This is a genomic window from Hartmannibacter diazotrophicus (assembly GCF_900231165.1).
GTDB lineage: Bacteria > Pseudomonadota > Alphaproteobacteria > Rhizobiales > Pleomorphomonadaceae > Hartmannibacter > Hartmannibacter diazotrophicus.
In genome coordinates, this window is sequence record NZ_LT960614.1 from 171,661 (window position 1) to 189,179 (window position 17,519).

Annotated in this window: 9 protein-coding genes and 1 pseudogene; 6 read left to right on the top strand and 4 right to left on the bottom strand. The window is 60.4% G+C overall.

The window, feature by feature from the left end; genetic code table 11:
• Window positions 1–329: 329 nt before the first annotated feature.
• The gene (locus HDIA_RS00745) at window positions 330–3,434 is read left to right on the top strand and encodes a glycosyltransferase (protein WP_162292593.1); all 3,105 of its coding nucleotides are present in this window, start codon (window positions 330–332) and stop codon (window positions 3,432–3,434) included.
• 249 nt (window positions 3,435–3,683) lie between these two features.
• Here HDIA_RS00745 and HDIA_RS00750 read toward each other — a convergent pair whose 3' ends face one another.
• A complete protein-coding gene (locus HDIA_RS00750; protein WP_157775115.1) occupies window positions 3,684–5,375 on the bottom strand; it encodes a hypothetical protein in 1,692 nt (563 codons plus the stop codon).
• Between the two features lie 734 nt (window positions 5,376–6,109).
• On the opposite strand from HDIA_RS00750, the gene amt reads away from it, so the two are divergent.
• Window positions 6,110–9,334: an ammonium transporter gene (amt, locus tag HDIA_RS00755; protein ID WP_162292594.1), complete on the top strand. Its 3,225-nt coding sequence runs from the start codon at window positions 6,110–6,112 to the stop codon at window positions 9,332–9,334.
• Window positions 9,335–9,457: 123 nt separating this feature from the next.
• Here amt and HDIA_RS00760 read toward each other — a convergent pair whose 3' ends face one another.
• From HDIA_RS00760 to HDIA_RS00770, 3 genes and pseudogenes are all read right to left on the bottom strand, one after another.
• Window positions 9,458–10,399, bottom strand: coding sequence for a restriction endonuclease (locus HDIA_RS00760; RefSeq protein ID WP_245884089.1), 942 nt, complete (start codon window positions 10,397–10,399; stop codon window positions 9,458–9,460).
• A gap of 21 nt (window positions 10,400–10,420) precedes the next feature.
• Window positions 10,421–13,498 carry a type ISP restriction/modification enzyme gene (locus HDIA_RS00765; RefSeq protein WP_099553475.1) on the bottom strand — a complete coding sequence of 1,026 codons (3,078 nt, stop codon included), beginning with the start codon at window positions 13,496–13,498 and terminating at the stop codon, window positions 10,421–10,423.
• Between the two features lie 395 nt (window positions 13,499–13,893).
• A pseudogene (locus tag HDIA_RS00770) lies at window positions 13,894–14,520 on the bottom strand (GIY-YIG domain-containing protein); the annotation flags it as partial.
• 805 nt (window positions 14,521–15,325) lie between these two features.
• On the opposite strand from HDIA_RS00770, the gene HDIA_RS00775 reads away from it, so the two are divergent.
• The 4 genes from HDIA_RS00775 to HDIA_RS00790 all read left to right on the top strand — a co-directional run bounded on the left by HDIA_RS00775 (window position 15,326) and on the right by HDIA_RS00790 (window position 17,309).
• On the top strand, window positions 15,326–15,928 hold the full coding sequence (locus HDIA_RS00775; protein WP_099553479.1) for a recombinase family protein: 603 nt from the start codon (window positions 15,326–15,328) through the stop codon (window positions 15,926–15,928).
• 174 nt (window positions 15,929–16,102) lie between these two features.
• Window positions 16,103–16,492 carry a BRO-N domain-containing protein gene (locus tag HDIA_RS00780; protein WP_245884091.1) on the top strand — a complete coding sequence of 130 codons (390 nt, stop codon included), beginning with the start codon at window positions 16,103–16,105 and terminating at the stop codon, window positions 16,490–16,492.
• 107 nt (window positions 16,493–16,599) lie between these two features.
• Entirely contained in the window at window positions 16,600–16,830 is a 231-nt protein-coding gene (locus HDIA_RS00785) for a hypothetical protein (protein WP_099553481.1), read from the top strand.
• Between the two features lie 209 nt (window positions 16,831–17,039).
• Window positions 17,040–17,309 carry a hypothetical protein gene (locus tag HDIA_RS00790; protein WP_099553483.1) on the top strand — a complete coding sequence of 90 codons (270 nt, stop codon included), beginning with the start codon at window positions 17,040–17,042 and terminating at the stop codon, window positions 17,307–17,309.
• The last annotated feature ends 210 nt before the right edge of the window (window positions 17,310–17,519 follow it).

Here is a 17,519-nt window from a genome sequence, read left to right on the forward strand (position 1 = left end):
TCGTACGGACAACGTGCCGTGCGTTGCCATTGGCGCCGGGCTTGGCTGCTGCACCAGAAGCGAGAGACCGCCGCATCGCAATTTTGCGGTCGGTGGAACGCGGTCCGGATCCGGTAACCTGCCGGATTCTGTTGACCTGAATGAGGCATTCGCAGGTGGTCGGGGCACGGAATTCGACGAGAGCCAACGTGCCGGACAATAGCAAGGTCTCCGGCATCGGAGACGGGCGGTGGCCTTTGTTGTCACATCTCTGCGCGATTGTCTGGCTATCGTCCGGCGAGTCGGTGGCGACTGTCGTCGTTTCTGTTTAGATGGTTGAGGTTAAGGCATTGAAGTTGCAGATTGATCTCGGAAAGTATCCCAATATTGAAAGGCTTTTATATTCAGAGACAGAGACTTGGTCCGACGATGCAGCCGTTCTGGCCGACCGGATCGGCCGGCAATTCGACGAGCGCAGCTATCTTTTTACAAATCCGGATATCCGGGTTGCCGTAGAGGCGGGACACATCGAGTCCGGCTATGAACACTGGCTTCGCCATGGGCAGGCGGAAGGCCGCATAGGAACCGGTGTTTCCCGCTACTGCAATCGCCTGCCATGGTCCCCGCGCGTGGACCTCGAGCGTCCCCGGGTTCTGTTTTACGGCCCGGTTTCGGCCACCAGCGGTCTTGGCAACGCAGCCCGGGGCTACGCGGCGGCGCTGGCCTTGCTCGATATCGAACTGGAAGTCGTGGATTCCACGGCGGCGATCTATCCGCACCTGAAGATGGAGATCAAGCCGCATACGATCGATCCGGATATCGTTATCGTCGATCACAATGCGGATGCCTTGAACAATTTCTTCGGCATTGTGGACAAGTCCATTCTGGATAATGCCTACACAATAGGCATCTGGGTCTGGGAACTTGCATCATTTCGCAACGAATGGATCGAACAGTTTTCCGCATTCGATGAAATCTGGTCTCTGAGCCGGTTCTCCTTGGATGCAATCGCGACGATCGCTCCGCCGGGGGTTACCCTCGGTGTGGTTCCATGCGTCGTGGAAGAAGACGTCATCGAGACGACCTTCGGGCGCTCGCATTTTTCGATCCCCGAGGACGCATTCGTCTTCCTCTGTGTGTTCGATGTGTCGAGCGTCATGGAGCGAAAGAATCCGTATGCGGCGATCGATGCCTTCAAGGCGGCGTTCGCAGACGATCCATCGGTCGTTCTCGTTCTCAAGTATCATTCCCAGCATGCCGCGCCGGAAAAGATCGAGGCCATGCGGGCAGCGGCGACGGCTCCGAATATCCTGATCATCGACAGCGTTCTCAGTGCCGAGGAAAACGCCGCGCTGAAACTTGTCGTCGACTGCATCGTCTCTCCGCACCGGTCGGAGGGCTTCGGCTTCAACGTCGCCGAGGCGATGCTCGTCGGCAAGCCGGTCATCTGCACGAACTATTCGTCGACGCTCGACTTCACCTCGCCCGACAACGCGTTTCTCATCGACTGCAAGATGGTTGAGGTTGATCTGACCGAGGGACCCTATCCGCACGGCTTCCTCTGGGCGGATCCGGACCGGGAGCACATCGCGTCCCTGATGAAGGCCGTGCGGCAGGGAGGACCCGATGTGCAGCGCCGTATCGAGCGGGCGCGCGAGGATGTCCTCTCCACATTGTCGCGTCGCGCCGTCGGCGAGATCATGGACGGTTTCATCTCCAGGATTTGCGAAAGTCGAAGCGCTTTCAGGAATTTGCTGAACCTGGAGCGGCGCAAGGGCTACGTCTGGCGTCATCCGCGCGCCTTGGGCCATTACGAGAGCCTTCCCGATGACCGCGACTGGCCTCTGATCAGTGTCATTGTTCCCGTTTACAACATACAGCGGGGCTATCTTCTCGAGTGTGTGAACTCGGTTCTGGGGCAGTCCTATCCGTTCTGGGAACTGTGCCTCTGCAACGATGCCTCGACGTTGCCGGAGACGATCGAACTGCTGGAAGAGCTCAGGGGCAAGGATCAAAGGATCAAGATCCGCAATCTGAGCGCCAACGTCGGAATTTCACGCGCGACCAATGCCGCCGTGGAAATCGCCACCGGCAAATACGTGGCCTTCCTGGACAATGACGACACTATTCACCCGGATGCGCTGAGGCATTATGCGGAAGCGACGATCCTGAATCCGGATGCAGATGCGTTCTATTGCGACGAAGACAAGATCAATTCGGCGAACGAATACGTTGAGCATTATTTCAAGCCGGACTGGTCTCCCGAGCATCTCGAATCGTGCATGTACGTCTTGCACATGATCATGGTCAGGAAATCCGTCTTCGTGGACCTTGAGGGGTATCGGGAAGAGTATACGGGCGCTCAGGACTACGATCTGCTTCTGAGGCTGTCGCTCGGCAACAGGAAAATCGTTCATATCCCCGAGGTGCTTTACCATTGGCGGATCATCGAAGGCTCGGCTGCGGCGGAAGTCGCGGCGAAGCCGACGGCATTGAACAATGCCCGCCGCGCACTCGAAGCGTATGCCAAGGCCAAATACGGTCCCGAGGCTTTCGTGACCGACGGCAAGTTGTTCGGGCTGTTCCGCGTCTGCAAGAGCCGGACGAATGCGCCACCGGTGACCCTCGTCATGACGACGAACAACTCCGTCAAGGACGTCGAGCACCGCGGTCGCATCAACCTGGCGGTTCATCTGCTCCAGTCGATCCTGGAGAAGACCGACTATCCGTCCTACTCGGTCCTGATGGTCACCAACGGCACCTTCGACGAGGAGGGGCGCCGTCTCCTTCAGGAGAGCGGGGGGCGCGAAGTCGCCTATGAAGGCGATCAGAAGAATTTCAACTTCGCCGACAAGGCCAATTTCGCGATCACGAGCGCGTCGACGGAACTCGTCGTTCTCCTGAATGACGACATGGAAATCCGGTCAAGCGATTGGCTCTGGGCGCTGGTCGATCTGATCCAGGATGAAGGTGTCGGCGCCGTCGGCGCGCGCCTGACTTACCCGACAAACCATTTCCAGCATGTCGGCATGGTGCTGGGCGTCAATGAAACAGCCGCGCACATCTATCATGGCCATGACGAAAGCACGGTGGGCTACAACGGCTATCCGAATATCATACGGAACTATTCGGCGGTGACGGGCGCCTGCATGGCGACCAAGCTGTCGCTGTTCAAGGAGGTTGGCGGGTTCGACACCGCGTTTGCGACGGACTTCAACGATACCGACTATTGCCTGAAACTGAGGGCCAAGGGGTATCGGGTTGTCTATACGCCCTTTGCCGAGCTCTATCACTTCGAGAGCCAGACGGCCGTGCGCAGCAGCCAGAGCCCGAAGGAGAAGGAGCTGTTCTTGTCCCGGTGGTCGGAGGTGATCGCAAACGATCCCTACTACAATCGGAACCTGCGTCGGAACAGCATTACCTTCGAGCCGCTCGAGGACGCCTGGCCTGTCTGACGACGGTCAGGCGGGTTTTCTCGGGAACGTCGGTTCTGGAAGGTGGGACATGGCGCCAAAGTGGCGCCGTTCGCCGGAACCCATCCTGCACGGCAGGCGATGCAGGAGGACGCTCCGTACCCGCTGTCCATCATCAACGCGACGATTTGCGCCATTCCGTCTGTTATCCGGACGACCGCATCAAGGCCCTTGGAAACAACCGCCCGGAGGTCGATGAGAACGTCGACTGGCCGCTGGCGGCAGATCGTCCTAGATGACGATCTTCACGCGGTTGCTTCTCACCTGCTTCGCATTCTCGATCAACTCTTGCCTCGAGACAGGATTGAAGAAACCTGGCCGGTCCTCTCCGATCCCCCATTCGACCCAATGAATGAAGGCAGACGGACATTTCTGGTTCTTGATGGCCATATCGACATCGGGGTTTCTCGCTCGGTAGGCAGCTTCGTCGAAAAGCTCGCCGGCCGGGAAAAGACCCTTGGCTCTTGTCGTGACGCACAGCGCGGCAAGCTGAAGCTTGCCGGATTCAATCGCCTGCTCGGCGGATTGCAGCTTTGTGTCGAGCGCCGCATTGTCGGCCTTGAGGGTGCCGATCGTTGCCTCCAGCGAGTCCGTCTTCCTGAACACCGCGCCAAGTCGCTTCTCAAGTTCCTGCAGAAGAGCCCCATAGTCCTCGATGGAGGCATCGAGCGACCTGTTGACCTGCTCTCTCTCGGCCAGTTGTCCAGCCATGGCCCCGATGCGATCCTTCAGCCGGGCGCTTTCGGCCTCGGCCTCGGCCTTGGCGGTCCGGGCCTGCGCCAGTTCGCCCGAAAGGCTCGAGAGGGAAAGTTCGGCAGCCGCGCGCGCGCGTTCCTGCTCGGCGCCCTGCTCCCTGAGAGCAAGTGTCTCGGCGTTCGCCCGGGCCAGGGCTTCCTTGAGGCCTTGCAACTCATCGGCGAGGCTTGAGATCGTCTGTTCGGCCTCTGCGTGGGTCCGTTCCTTCTCCGCAAGCCGGCTCGACTGGACGCTCAATTCATTGGAAATGTCATGCTTCTGCGCACTCAGCTTGACCGCAAGGGCGTTGGCCTTTTCCCATTCGGTCTCCCAGAAGGCCGTCAAAGGCCCAAGCAGGTCCTCGGCGGCGGCCAGCCGCGCTGCCTGCTCGTTCAGCCGATCCTGGTCGAGATCGTTGGTTTCTGCCGCCGACTTGAAGGCGCCGAAGACCGCATCCGTCATCGTGTGCAGAGGACTGGTGGCGTCGCCGGTGACGGAACCCAGCTTGTGATGGCGCAAACCGTCGCTCAGGAATTCATCGATCTCGACGGCCGTCTTGTCCGTCAGATGTGGCCAGACCAGATCGAGGCGCTCGCCAAGCCTCTGCAGAGTGGAGCGCCACTCTCCCAGCAGGCTGTCATAGGTCACGAAGGCACGCGGAACCTCCCGGCTGCCATATTCCGCATCAAGAAGATACCGCAAGCCGATCATGAGCGTACGGGTTGTGTTGAACCGGTCTCTAGCCTTCAGGGATGCTGCAAATTCCAGCGGGTTGCGGACCATCAGGACCACATTGGGCGTCCAGCCGGCCCGTCTCGCAGCCTCGATCCACAGGGGCAGCAGGCGGCAAAGCCTGGGATCCTTGATGACGGCCGTCTGGATCGGCTGAAGATTCCGCCTGAGGACCTCGGCGGCCTTCTGGGTGAAGAACTCGGCCTCCTGGCTGTCGAACCATCGTGCCGGCAAGCGGGTCGCGCTCGTCCAGCCCAGCCCCATCGAGGCGAGAATCTCGTCGTTGAGCGCCACGACATCGGCGGGTTCCCAGTGCCCGACGACGTTGCCCGCGGCGCCGGGCAGGAGGGCTTCAGGCAGTGCGGCTCCAGCCAGATTGAGCACGCGGGTCAGTGCGGATGTTCCGCTACGGTGCATGCCGGCAACGAAAATCATGCGGGGCAGATGAGTATTCAACAATTGATCTTCAGATCCGGTCATGTCGACTTCCGTGCACAGGCGTCGCGTCAATCCGGGCGATGGCCCCGGAAATTCATCGGCACACTACCCAGAAAGGCTCTTGCGGCAACCCATGCATGCCAAACCGCAAGGCCTCACCTGGAACTCAAATGATCGGATCGTCTTATAGATCTTTGTTGCCTGTTTCCAGTGGAGCGCCGGGCGGCGCGGCGGCGCGTCCCCAGTCCTGTCAGGCAATGCCCGGCGAACCGGGTTTGGGACGAGAGGTTCCCGCGGCCAATGTTGAACCGCCGCCTGCTTTCGGCCGCCGACGCTCTCCCTCGACCCGCGCGGGAAGGGGCGGATTTCCCCAGGCATGACGTCTGCGAGGGGGCTTCCGTCGGACCGGAGCGGATCGGCGGAGTGAAGGGCGGTCCGCCTGTTTAATCCCCTCTCGCATTGCACCCTTCGGCGCCTGTTGATCCTGCGGGCCAACCGGCTCCAGGCCGTTTCAGTTTTGTCTCTGGACGGGCGAAAGCGGGCCGCCGGCGGTGAGGGCAAGAGCCGCCCGGCGAGATCGCCTGTTTCGCATCGGCCATCACCGCACCGCTCGAGCTACGCCGCAAGGTGGACATCCATTCGCGCGATGAAATCGGCGGTCGCGGCGCCGGCAAATCTCCGATCGCACAAGCAATTAAAATTTAACAGAAATGCCATAGTCTTAGCCGATGCGATCATTCGGGAATTCGAACGTGAAGTGGCATGACTACAGTCGAGCTCTCATAACGGCTGCCGCGCTTGTGGCGCTGCCGACGCTGGCATTTGCCGACGACGGCAACCTTCAACGCAACATTGACTCGACTTGGGTCCTGACCGCGGCGGCGCTCGTCATGGTCATGCAGGTCGGCTTCCTGCTTCTTGAGGCCGGAATGGTCCGGTCGAAGAACTCGATCAACGTCGCCCAGAAAAATCTTCTCGATTTCCTCTTCGCGGTGACGGCGTTCTGGTTCGCGGGCTTCATGATCGGCTTCGGACCGTCGGGCTCTCTGCCCTTCGGCATGGAGCCGCGCTATCTGCTGTTGAACACCATCGACAGCAACGAAGCGGCCTTCTTTGTCTTCCAGGTGATGTTTTGCGGCACGGCGGCGACCATTGTCTCCGGGGCCGTTGCCGAGCGCATGCGGCTGATGGCCTACGTGATCGGATCCTGCGTGCTCTCGTTGCTGATCTATCCGCTCTTCCTCCACTGGGCGTGGGGCGGCGCGCTGGGGCCCGCGTCGGCGGCATTTCTGGGCAATGCCGGATTTGTCGACTTTGCCGGATCGACGGTGGTGCACGCCACGGGCGGCTGGGTGTCGCTCGCCGCCTGCCTCGTGATCGGTGCGAGGCGCGGCCGCTTCGGCGCCGATGGGACGCCGGTCAGGATTGCCGGACACAACCCGGTCCTCGCGATCACGGGCGGCTTTTTTCTCTATATAGGCTGGATCGGCTTCAACGGCGGCTCGACCCTCCATGCGGGCGCGAGCGTTGCCCCGATCATTCTCAACACGATCCTTGCCGGGGCGGTCGGCGGTATCGCTGGCTATGTCCAGAGCCATCTTTCGGACGGCTGCATTCTGCCCGAGAAGCCCCTCAATGGCATGCTCGGCGGCCTTGTCGCCATCACGGCCGGCTGTCATGTCCTGACGCCCGCCGGCGCCGGCGCAATCGGTGTCATCGGCTCGCTGATCGCGCTCTATGCGAACGACGTCCTAGAGAAGAAGCTGCACATCGACGACGCCGTCGGCGCGATCGGCGTCCATGGTTTTGCAGGCGTTGCCGGGACGCTCGGCCTTGCCGTGCTCGCGCCGGCGGGCAACCTGCCGACCGGCGACTGGCTGGCGCAGCTGCAGGTGCAGGCCCTCGGTGCCGGGGTCAACTTCTGCTGGACCTTCGCGGCCGGCTACGTCCTGTTCTGGGCGCTGAAGCGCTTTTCGATCCTGCGGGTCGACGCGGAGGAGGAGCGGATCGGCCTCAACATGGCCGAGCATGGAACGCGGCTCGGCGTCGGGCACATCGAAGCCGCGCTGGAAGGCCTCGTCAACGGAACGGCCGATTTGCGCATGCGGCTGCCGCATGTGGAGGGCGACGAGTCGGAAGACCTCACCCGGATGTTCAACCGGCTGCTGGAAAACCTCGAGGACGAGGAGCGCACACGCAGCGAGATCGAAACGAAGCTCAGGACCGCCGAGGAGGCCGAACGCGTTTCGGCCCTGTCCAATGCGACCTTCGAGGGCATCGTGATGCACAAGGACGGCATCATCCTCGATAGCAACAATCAGCTTGCCAATCTTGTCGGGCTGACCGTCAAGGACCTGATCGGACGGAGCATGTTCGACTTCCTCGGTCCATCGGATGGCGCGACCGTCCAGGAGATGGTCAGGCGCAATGCCTCCGAACAATACGAGGTTACGGTCGTGGCGGCGAACGGGGACCAGATTCCGTGCGCCATTCGCGGCCGCAAGATCGTCTTTCGGGGGCAGGAGGTCCAGATCGGATGTATCGTCGACCTGCGCGAACGCAAGGCCGCCGAACGCAACATGGCCTATCTCGCCCAGCACGATCCGCTGACCCAGTTGGCCAATCGGGCGCTGTTCAACGATCGGCTCGCCCGCGCCGTGGGCGCCGCGACCGAGGCGCAGCCGGCAGCGCTGCTTTTGATCGACCTCGACCGCTTCAAGTTCATCAACGATCTGCACGGCCATCAGGCGGGCGACGCGGTCATTTGCGAAACCGCGCGGCGCATTGAATCGGTCGTTCCCGCCAATTCGACGGTCGCCCGCCTCGGCGGCGACGAATTCGCGGTCATCGTCGAGGGCGTCGAGTTCCAGACGCAGGTGGAGGATCTCGCACACCGCATCGTCCAGCTTTCCAGCGCATCGATCCGGCTCGACGGTGGAACCGCCGTCGACGTTGGCGCGAGTGTCGGCGTTGCCATCGGTCCGCGCGACGGGGATGACGCGGAAACGCTGTTCGCGCGTGCGGACACGGCGCTCTACCATTCCAAGAAGCTCGGCCGGAATTGCTACAACGTCTTCAAGCCTGGCATGAATGAGCTGATGGAGCGGCGCAGGGAACTGGAAGGCGACATGGACAAGGCGCTCCAGCGGGGCGAGTTCGAGGTCTATTTCCAGCCGCGCGTTTCCGTCGCGACGTCGCGGATCACGGGCTACGAAGCCCTGCTGCGCTGGAACCATCCCGATCGCGGCCAGATCAGCCCGCAGGAGTTCATCCCCGTCGCGGAAGCCTGCGGCAAGATTGTCAGCATCGGCGCCTGGATTCTGCGGCAGGCCTGCACGGCCGCCGTCGAGCACTTCCCCGGCCAGCGGATCAGCGTCAACATCAGTCCGGTGCAGTTCCAGCGCGCCGAGTTCGTCGAGGAGGCGCGCAGGACCGTCGAGGAGACGGGCATCCGGCCGGGCCTCCTGGAGCTGGAAATCACCGAAAGCATGCTGCTGGGCGACGACTACGGCGCGTTGAAGCGGATCGAAAAGCTGAAGTCGCTGGGCTTCTCGATTGCGCTGGACGACTTCGGCACTGGTTACTCCTCGCTCAGCTACCTTTCCAAGTTCCCCTTCGACACCATCAAGATCGACCGGTCGTTCGTGAGCGGGATCGAGACCAACGAGAATGCCCGGCTGATCGCCAGAACCGTGGTCGACCTTGCCAACAGCATGGGAAAGGCGATCGTGGCCGAAGGCGTCGAGACGGCCGCGCAGGCGGAATTCCTGATCCGATGTGGGTGCGGTGAACTGCAGGGGTATCTGCTCGGCAAGCCGCTGCCGATCTCCGAGGCCATCGAGGCGCGGCAGGCGTCCTTCGAGGACCTTCTCGCCTTCAGAGGCAGGGACGAGATCGACGATCAGGTCGAAAAGCTGCGCCGGGCCTGGTCGAAGATGACGCGCACTGGCGAGGCAGGCGAACTCGCCACCGGATAGACCAGTTCAGCGGCGGTCGATGATCGCTGCAGCGACTAGGCCGGCGGCCGGAATTTCGACGGCGAGGCGACCGCGCATCAGCTCGCCATGCGGATAGGAATGCGTGGGCGATTGGACTGGCGCTCAAATACTTTCAAACCATCCCGCACTGACGGTGACTTCCTCAATCAAACGCGTCGAAACCCCAAGCTCGAACTGCTTCAGGAGATCGCACAAACGATCACCGTCGATCAGGTCGATGGCGATTGCACCGTCTCGCGTTGCCTCCTCGGAGGCCTGGCTGGTGAAAGTCCCCGTGGTGATGAAGAGGCCCTTGTCGGCCCGCCCCTGAAGCGCACCGCGAAAATCGCGTATCTCGCGCGAACCGACACTGCCCTGCCACCGCTTGCACTGGAAATAGACCTGAAAAGAGACGAGGTTGACGCGCAGCACCCCGACGCCGTCGATGCCTCCGTCTCCGGTCTTTCCGCGCACCTCGACCTTGATGAAGCCCGCTTCTCGCAGGAGGCGCTGGGAAAGCCGCTCGAAGGCCGAAGGGGCCATTGAGCCAACCGTCTCCAGCAACTTCGCTCTCCAGTCCGTCGCGCCTGAGCCTTCCTCTTCCGATTCAAGTTCAACAGGTGTTGCGGCCTGCTCGCGCTTTTGGCGACGAGCGGCAATCTGGTCTGCCTTTTGCTGACGCTTGACCTTTGCGCGCGCTCGCTCTTCTTCCTGCACTTGCTGATAAATCGCCCGCGTCTGATCGATCGAATGCAGCGTCTCGCCGGCATCGGTCAGAGCCCAGATGCCGCGCGAAGAATTTTCCAGTGCGCCGCCCCGTTTGAGGTAGGTCCGCGCCCAACTGAGATAATAGCTGACGCGCGTCCTGGGGTCGTCGTCGGTCATCGTGTAGGACTGTTCCTCTTCGGTCAGTCCTTCAAGCTCAACGACTTTTTCTTCCAGCTCCTGAATGGAGGCCGAACCGCCGATCTGGCGCAAAGCGTCAATCGTCGCCAGCATCATGCCCGCAAGGTCCGGCAGCTTGTCCCGCTCGATCGTGAACCGTCTCGACATGATCTCCCCCAAGAACCGGATGCAACTCCGGATTTAATCGCGCCTTGCAGCCTTCATGTCTTCGACGATCTGCATCGTCTCCACAGAAACCCGCGTCACGCGCCCGATCAGGTCGATGACCTTCTCCTTGTAGTCGGCGAAGCGATAGGTGTTGAACTTCTCGCGGATCGTCGGGTCCTTCAGCGTCTTCTCCTTGTACTGGTCGAGAATCCAGTCGAGGCCGGAGCGGTTGCCGAGGCGATAGGTGAAGGCAGCGGGCGGAATGCCGGAGAGCGTCGTCTCGCTGTCGACGCGGATGACGCCGTTACCGGCATCGGATTTCAGGATCGGCTTCGGCGCAACGCCCGCCGTGCGCGCGGCCTCGTCCGGCGCATCGGCGCGGGTCAGCGGCCATGGCTCGACACTCTCGTAGCCGATATGCAGCGCCATCAGCCTCTCGCCCCAGCCGGCCCAGGCCCGAAAGTCCGGATAGAAGGGAATGCGCGGAAACTCGCGCTTCAGGTTCAGCGCGTATTTTTCGCGGTAGACCGGATCGTGCAGCACGCCATAGACATAGTGGAAGATGTCATCCTTGGTGATCTTGACCGCTTTGCCGTAATGCTTCTCGAATTGCCGCAAACCCCAGTCGGTGATGTTGTCGACCCGCTCGCCGTCGGCTGTGTAACGGTAGAGGGGGATAAACTGGGCTGCGTTTGGCAGAAACATGTCCTTGTTCGGTACGACATTGCTTGCAAACGCGGCAAACTCTGCACGATCCTCCAAGCTTACACAAAAGCCTTCATTTTTTGCTGAGGGATTCGGGAAAAAATCGAAGTTTTGATATGGGCGATGAGTGAAGACGGGCGAGAAATAAGTGTATCTTTGGACAAATGGCCGATATGTTGAAGTGTAGATTCTGTCGGGATTGAATTCTAGGCGGCTTCCGTTCTCAACGTGGCGTTCGAGTTCAGACGTCCATTTTATTTCTCTAGATACTGAATCAGATATTGTTTCGGATTTCGCGCCGGTAAGGCGATGGGAATCTTGATTGAATATTGAGACGAAGTACTGGACTTTGTCCTTGAGGGGGCCAGGCGTGACGGAGTAAGCCCATTCGTCTCTATTTGTGACAATTCCCAGAGAATATGACTTGAATATCGCCTTTTGCTGCCCTTTCGTCTTGGATTTTTTTGTTTTCTTGTCTGCTATGGGCGTCAATTCATCCCAATCGTTATCCGTGAGGTTGAGCCAGTTGGACTTCTTGTCCGGCTCAATGCGTTGAAATGCCATAGAGGAAATCTGCGACGACCCTAGAAAAGCCAGCTTGTCCTCTGCGGTGTCAAACTCAGGGCGACGCGCGTAGAAAATCTTGCAGCCCTGCTGCTTGTGCCGCTTGACCATGAAGGAGATGGCTACACCGGTCTGAATGCCGAAGACATTATGCTTCGTGCCTGACAGCTTTGGATTGGCTCGCACATCGCCGCCGAGATCCATGATGTAGACCTCGTTGAATTCCTTTTCGACCGCACGGCGAAAGCCATCGAAGGTTCGGCTCTCGATAAACGATCGGTTGGTGACGAAGGCCAGCACACCATCGTCGTGCAGGCGATCCGACGCCCAGCGGAAGAAGCGGGCATACATGTCGTAGACCTTGGTCTTCTGCGCCGTTGAAAGCCTGATGTAGCTGTCCTTGATCAATTGATCGATATGCGCGTAGGCGCGGTTCTTGTTGTTGTCGTTCTCATTCTGCTGGTTTGCGTTGTAGGGCGGATTTCCGATGATGACGGAAATCTTCCGCGCGTTCTGGCGCTTCACGCGCAGGACGTTCTCATCCGAAAGCGCGCCGAACAGATCGCCGACGTGCTGCCCCGTCTTGATATTGAGGGCGTTGATGTTGTCCAGCGTGTCGACGAAACAGAGATTCGGAAATTCGGCGAACTGGCCGGAGATCGCCGCATAGGTTGCCTCGATATTCAGGTTGGCGACATAATAGGGCAGGATCGCCACCTCGTTGGCGTGCAGCTCGTTCTTGTATTTGTGGGCGAGCTTTTTCGGATCGCCGCGAAAATATTCCAGGAGTTCGCAGATGAAGGTGCCCGTGCCCGTCGCCGGGTCGAGAATTTCGACGTGGTTGTCGATGAGGTTCTTGCCGAAATGCTTCTCGCACAGCCAGTCGGCGCCCTCGATCATGAATTTCACGATCTCGTTGGGCGTATAGACGACGCCGAGCCGGTCGGCCGCCTTCGGATTGTAGACCTTGTAGAAATTCTCGTAGATGACTTTCAGAAAAGTCTGCTTTTCCGCGTGGTTGGTGATCTGCGCCGCGTTGGCGCGGATGGCGGCGTAATAGGGCTCCAGCGCCTTCAGCGTCTCGCGCTTGACCGACCCGGTGAAGAACTTGCCTTCGAGCGCGTAGAGCTCCTTGGCGATGTTGTTCTCGTGGTGGAAATCGCCCTCGTTGAAGACATGCGAGAAGATCTCCTCCGTCAGGATATGCTGGATCAGCATTTCCCTGACGTCCGCCTCGCCGAGCGCCGGGTTGATGGTCTCCTTGCAGTGGGCGAGGAATTTCTCCGCCTCCGCCCGGAAGCCCTCGTTGTCGTCATAGGCCGCGTTGATGCGCTCGCGCAGGGCGTCGAGCACGGTCGGCATGTCGGCCTTGAATTTTTCCACCGCCTTGCGGAATTCGGCGATTTCCTGTCGCTCGTAGGAAAAGAACAGGCCGACGAGCTGCAGGAGGGCCGCCGCGTCGGTCATCGCCGCGCGCATCACCTCCTGCCGGTTCTGGATCAGGACGGCGGTCTGCGAATTCTCGAAGATGATGTTGTCCTGCGGGTAGCCCTTCTTGAATTTCTTCGCGATCTCCTCGTCGAGGACGTCATTGGTGTCCTTGGCTTCCCAGTAGCCGAGCGGAACGCGGATGTCGTGCAGCACCGTGCCGTCCGGATAGACGGTCGTCTTCATCGACGTCTGGAAGGGATATTCCTCCAGGAAGACGAGCTTGGCCGAACTCGCCCAGGCGGTGAGCAACTGGCGGAAGGCGGGGCGGATGACCTGTTCATTCGTGAGGCCCGAGAATTTCCGCAGACGGTCGATTTCGTTGAGATACTGGTTGATCAGCTGCTGACTCATGATTCCCGCCCACCCGTTGGGCGGCAATTCAAGGGGATTGCGCAACGTCTTGCAAGCGGAAGTAGATCGGGAAGAGCGCGGCCATGGCGGGCATCCCGGAGGTCGGCGGACGCAAGTGCCGGTTGGCCAGTCACTCTGCCATCAAGACAACAAAAAGCCCGGAAAACCGGGCTCTATCATTCTCATCGGACTGTATCGTATGGGAATTTGGTGCCCAGAAGAGGACTAGAACCCTAGAGCCCAATATAACCCGTAACTAATTGATTTTTCTATGGCCCGGTGTTTGGCCGTCTCGATGCCTGTGACCCAGTCCGTACCCCAGTTTGTGACCAGCGTCAAACCAACAAAGCGATGTTTCGGTCTCCCGTCTTGGCGCTCATTGCGGGCCGCTCGAACTAGGCCAGCGAAACGCGGTCGATCTGGTCGATGAGTAGTGGCAAGAAGTCGGGATCGTAATTCTCGTCGACGTGCCTGTTGTTCCAAAGGCCGGATCTACGAACCCGGTCACGTCCGCTGAATTGCCCCAGCCAAGCGCAACTCGGCGGATCAGGGGAGGGGGAGCCGAACCCGCTCAGCAGCGCAATCGAATTTCTTTCAATTAGGCCACGTGCGCTCTCAACTCCCGGATTATCCGCTACTGGCAAAAAGAGCAGGCTCATTGCCCCGAGATATTCGCTGACCGCCACTTCGTGCGGCCTTTCCGCCAGTCTCACTTGGTGAGGGGCGCTGGATTTCTGGCCCCAGCTTTCAAGCGACGTCGCTTTGTCTCGGTTTATCAGGGCCTCACCAACCAAAAGGCGAAGTATTGAGCCTCGATGATTTCCACCCCGGGGATTGGCCGTGCCCCTATGCTGGCTCAACCGCTTCCAAAGTGTCGTCCGCGATTTCTCAGTCAGCGCATGAGTGCCGACACGAGTGACGCGATGGGCTGCTGGATCAACAGTGTGGAACTCCCCCGGCTCGAAGAAGAAGTAGACGCCCCGTTCAGGCCACTCCATCCTCCCATGACACTCTCCCAAGCGCCGTCGCCCTAAAGAAGCTCTGAGGAACTTTCAATGGACAGCCATAGGTTAGGTAGCCATGATGGTGCACAGTCTTGGAGAGCGCCGCTATGGCTCGATATATCGTCCTGTCCGCACTACTGCTGAGCGCTTGTGCAAATCACCCGATTGACTGCGCAATGGGCTTTGCATGGTACGACTGCAAGCCAGGGACGCCGGGATATGCAAATCTCCAGCAGCAGCAAATGTCCCGGCAATCGGCATTGGCGGCTGTGGAGCGTCAGAACGATGAAAGGTGCCGCTCATGGGGAGCCAAGAAGGGAACCCCCGAGTACGTTCAGTGCCGGGAGAGGCTGTTTTCTCAGGCAGCCCAAGCGGACGCCCAAAGGCGCCAAGCAATTACGAACATCCTGTTGAGCCGGCGAAGCGCACCGCCTCCAGCCGCCCCAGAGGTGCAAGCGCCCAATCGTCCGGTCAGTTGCACTACGTTCCGCAACGGAAATGCGATGAATACGACCTGCTACTGAAAAATTGCCGAAAAATCTGAAATGGCACCCTCGACGGGGCGAAGGCACGAACACCCCCCGCGCCCCCGTGCGGCACCATAAGGCCCCTGCGAAGACAAGGCCGCCTGACAATGCAGGGCCGTCCTCCCGCCTGCCTACCCCGTCCACCAGCACACCCGCGCGTCACCAGTCGCACATGACCTTGCCCGTGTGAGACCGCGAAGATGGCGCGAAAGTCGTCTCACATAAATAGTCTCTTGACGATTTCAGTCGATGTCTCGCATAATGGTCTCACATGAGCCACTTGGGAGACCCGCGCCATGACCAGTCACACACTCGTCGGCTATGCCCGAACATCGACCACCGACCAGAAGGCGGGCCTTGAGGCCCAGCTACGGGACCTTGAGGCCGCCGGCTGCACAAAGCTCTTTCAGGAGGAACTATCGTCCGTCGCCAGCAAGCGGCCCCAGCTTGACGCTGTGCTGGAGTGGGTGAGGAAGGGAGACACCCTCGTCGTCACCAAGCTCGACCGTCTGGCCCGCTCGGTGGCCGATCTGGTGGCCATTACGGAGGCCCTTAGAAAGAAGGACGTTGCCCTCAAGGTGCTCGCCATGAACCTCGATACGTCCACGCCTACGGGCAAGCTGATGCTGAACCTGCTCGGGTCCATCGCGGAGTTCGAGCGGGAACTGATGCTGGAGCGGCAGCGGGAGGGCATTGCCAAGGCGAAGGCTGACGGGAAGTACGCTGGACGGCAGCCCACGGCGCGGAGGAGGGCCGAGGACGTGTTGCGGTTGAGGGCGGAAGGGAAGTCCGCCAACGACATCAAGGATGCCCTCAAGATCAGCCGTGCGAGCGTCTTCCGGATCCTCGCGGAGGCGGGTGATGAAGGAGCCGCAGCTAGGACGGGAGCCGACCGATGACCATGCTCGCATTGATCTTCTTGGGGCTCTACGCGGCGGCCTCGCTCTACTCCTTGTACCGCAGTTGGTTCCGACCCCGGCTTTGATGGGTCGGGCCGCATTTGCCCCTCAGTCTAGGAACAACACTCCACGACCGACCTCACGACCTTCAATTTCGGCCCCCTCAACATCCGCGTGGTGACCCTCGACGGTGCCCCGTGGTTCGTCTCCGGTGATGTCTGCAAGGCCCTCGACCTCACACCGCACCCGAGTGGTGGATACACGAACCACTTCAAACGGCTGGCGGATAACGAGAAGACGACCCTCACGAAATCCACCATTCAGAGTGTGGGATTGAATTTGCCGAACCGCTTTGTCGCGGTCTCCGAGAGCGGCCTCTACAAGCTGATCATGCGCTCCGACAAACCCGAGGCCCGCGACTTCCAGAACTGGGTCACCCGCGTGGTCCTCCCGGCGGTCCAGTCGCGTCTGGCGACGCTGCAAGGATGGCGGCTACATCCACGGGGAGGAGCACGTCGTCTCCGGGGCCATGTCCGAGGACCGGACATCTGCGACTGGGTTTAGGAAGGACGCCGCCCATATCGGAGAAGTTGCGCCTCATCCCGGGGCGGACGTACCGTACCACCGACGCCCATGTCCCTGAGATCGGCAACACAGGAGTAGCCCAACCAATGGTCCAGACCGCCGACGCCCCCGCCTACGCCATCATCCCCGGAACCCCGCTAGGAGACGCGCTACTGGCCTACCAGCGGGCCGCCCTACCGGCGCTCATTGAGGCTGCCCTACGGGGCATCGACGATGTCACCACCGACCCCTCCACCGACGAGCGCATGGCGTGGGCAGTCTCGGAAGCCAGCCGCTTGGCATTCGACGCCGTCACGCAAGACCTGCCGCTAGTCTAGCCCATAAGGTCCCACAAGCGGGACGGTGCTGGGCATGCCATGCCACTGAACCGCCACGCCTTCTATGATGCAGGGGCAATGAACGGGACCAAGACCGTCCCACAGACGGGACAAATACGTTTAAAAACAACGACTTATTGACATTTGGTGCTCGCAGCACTACCCTCCTCCCCTGTCACCAAACGACAGAGATATTGAGGGAGTAGAGTATGACCGAGAGCATCAAGCCACCCGTGCCGGCCGCCCATCACCGGGTCTTTGACCGGCTGCTGATTGCGGGCGAGTACATCGCATGTGCCGCGAGAGCCGTGGGAACTGGCCACGATCCGTCAGACGAACTGCACGCCCGGCAGCCCATGCGGTGGGCCTATGGGGCGCTCCACGAGGCCCTTGAACTGACCCAGCCGGGGGCCGAGGGGGAGGCCGCCAGATTGCGGGCGGAGAACGAGGAATTGCGGGCTTTAGCTGGGGTGGAATGACCCCGGAGCCGAACTACCCCTTAGTCTAGGAACAATCCTTCTCTCCCACGTGCCCGGAACGATCAGTTTTCGGGAGGATGTACGGAGAGAGCGGACATCCATCACCACCATCATCATCATCAGGCATCACCGGGCCTCGTCAGGAAACATCTGGCGGGGCCTTTTGCATGGCCAGCGGCACATCCCAGCCGCATCCAACAAAGCAGCAGA

What these genes read in the sequence shown, in the direction of transcription:
- HDIA_RS00765 (WP_099553475.1), bottom strand. Translation starts at nt 13,498, where the DNA reads ATGAGTCAGCAGCTGATCAACCAGTATCTCAACGAAATCGACCGTCTG.
- HDIA_RS00775 (WP_099553479.1), top strand. Translation starts at nt 15,326, where the DNA reads ATGACCAGTCACACACTCGTCGGCTATGCCCGAACATCGACCACCGAC.
- HDIA_RS00785 (WP_099553481.1), top strand. Translation starts at nt 16,600, where the DNA reads ATGGTCCAGACCGCCGACGCCCCCGCCTACGCCATCATCCCCGGAACC.
- HDIA_RS00790 (WP_099553483.1), top strand. Translation starts at nt 17,040, where the DNA reads ATGACCGAGAGCATCAAGCCACCCGTGCCGGCCGCCCATCACCGGGTC.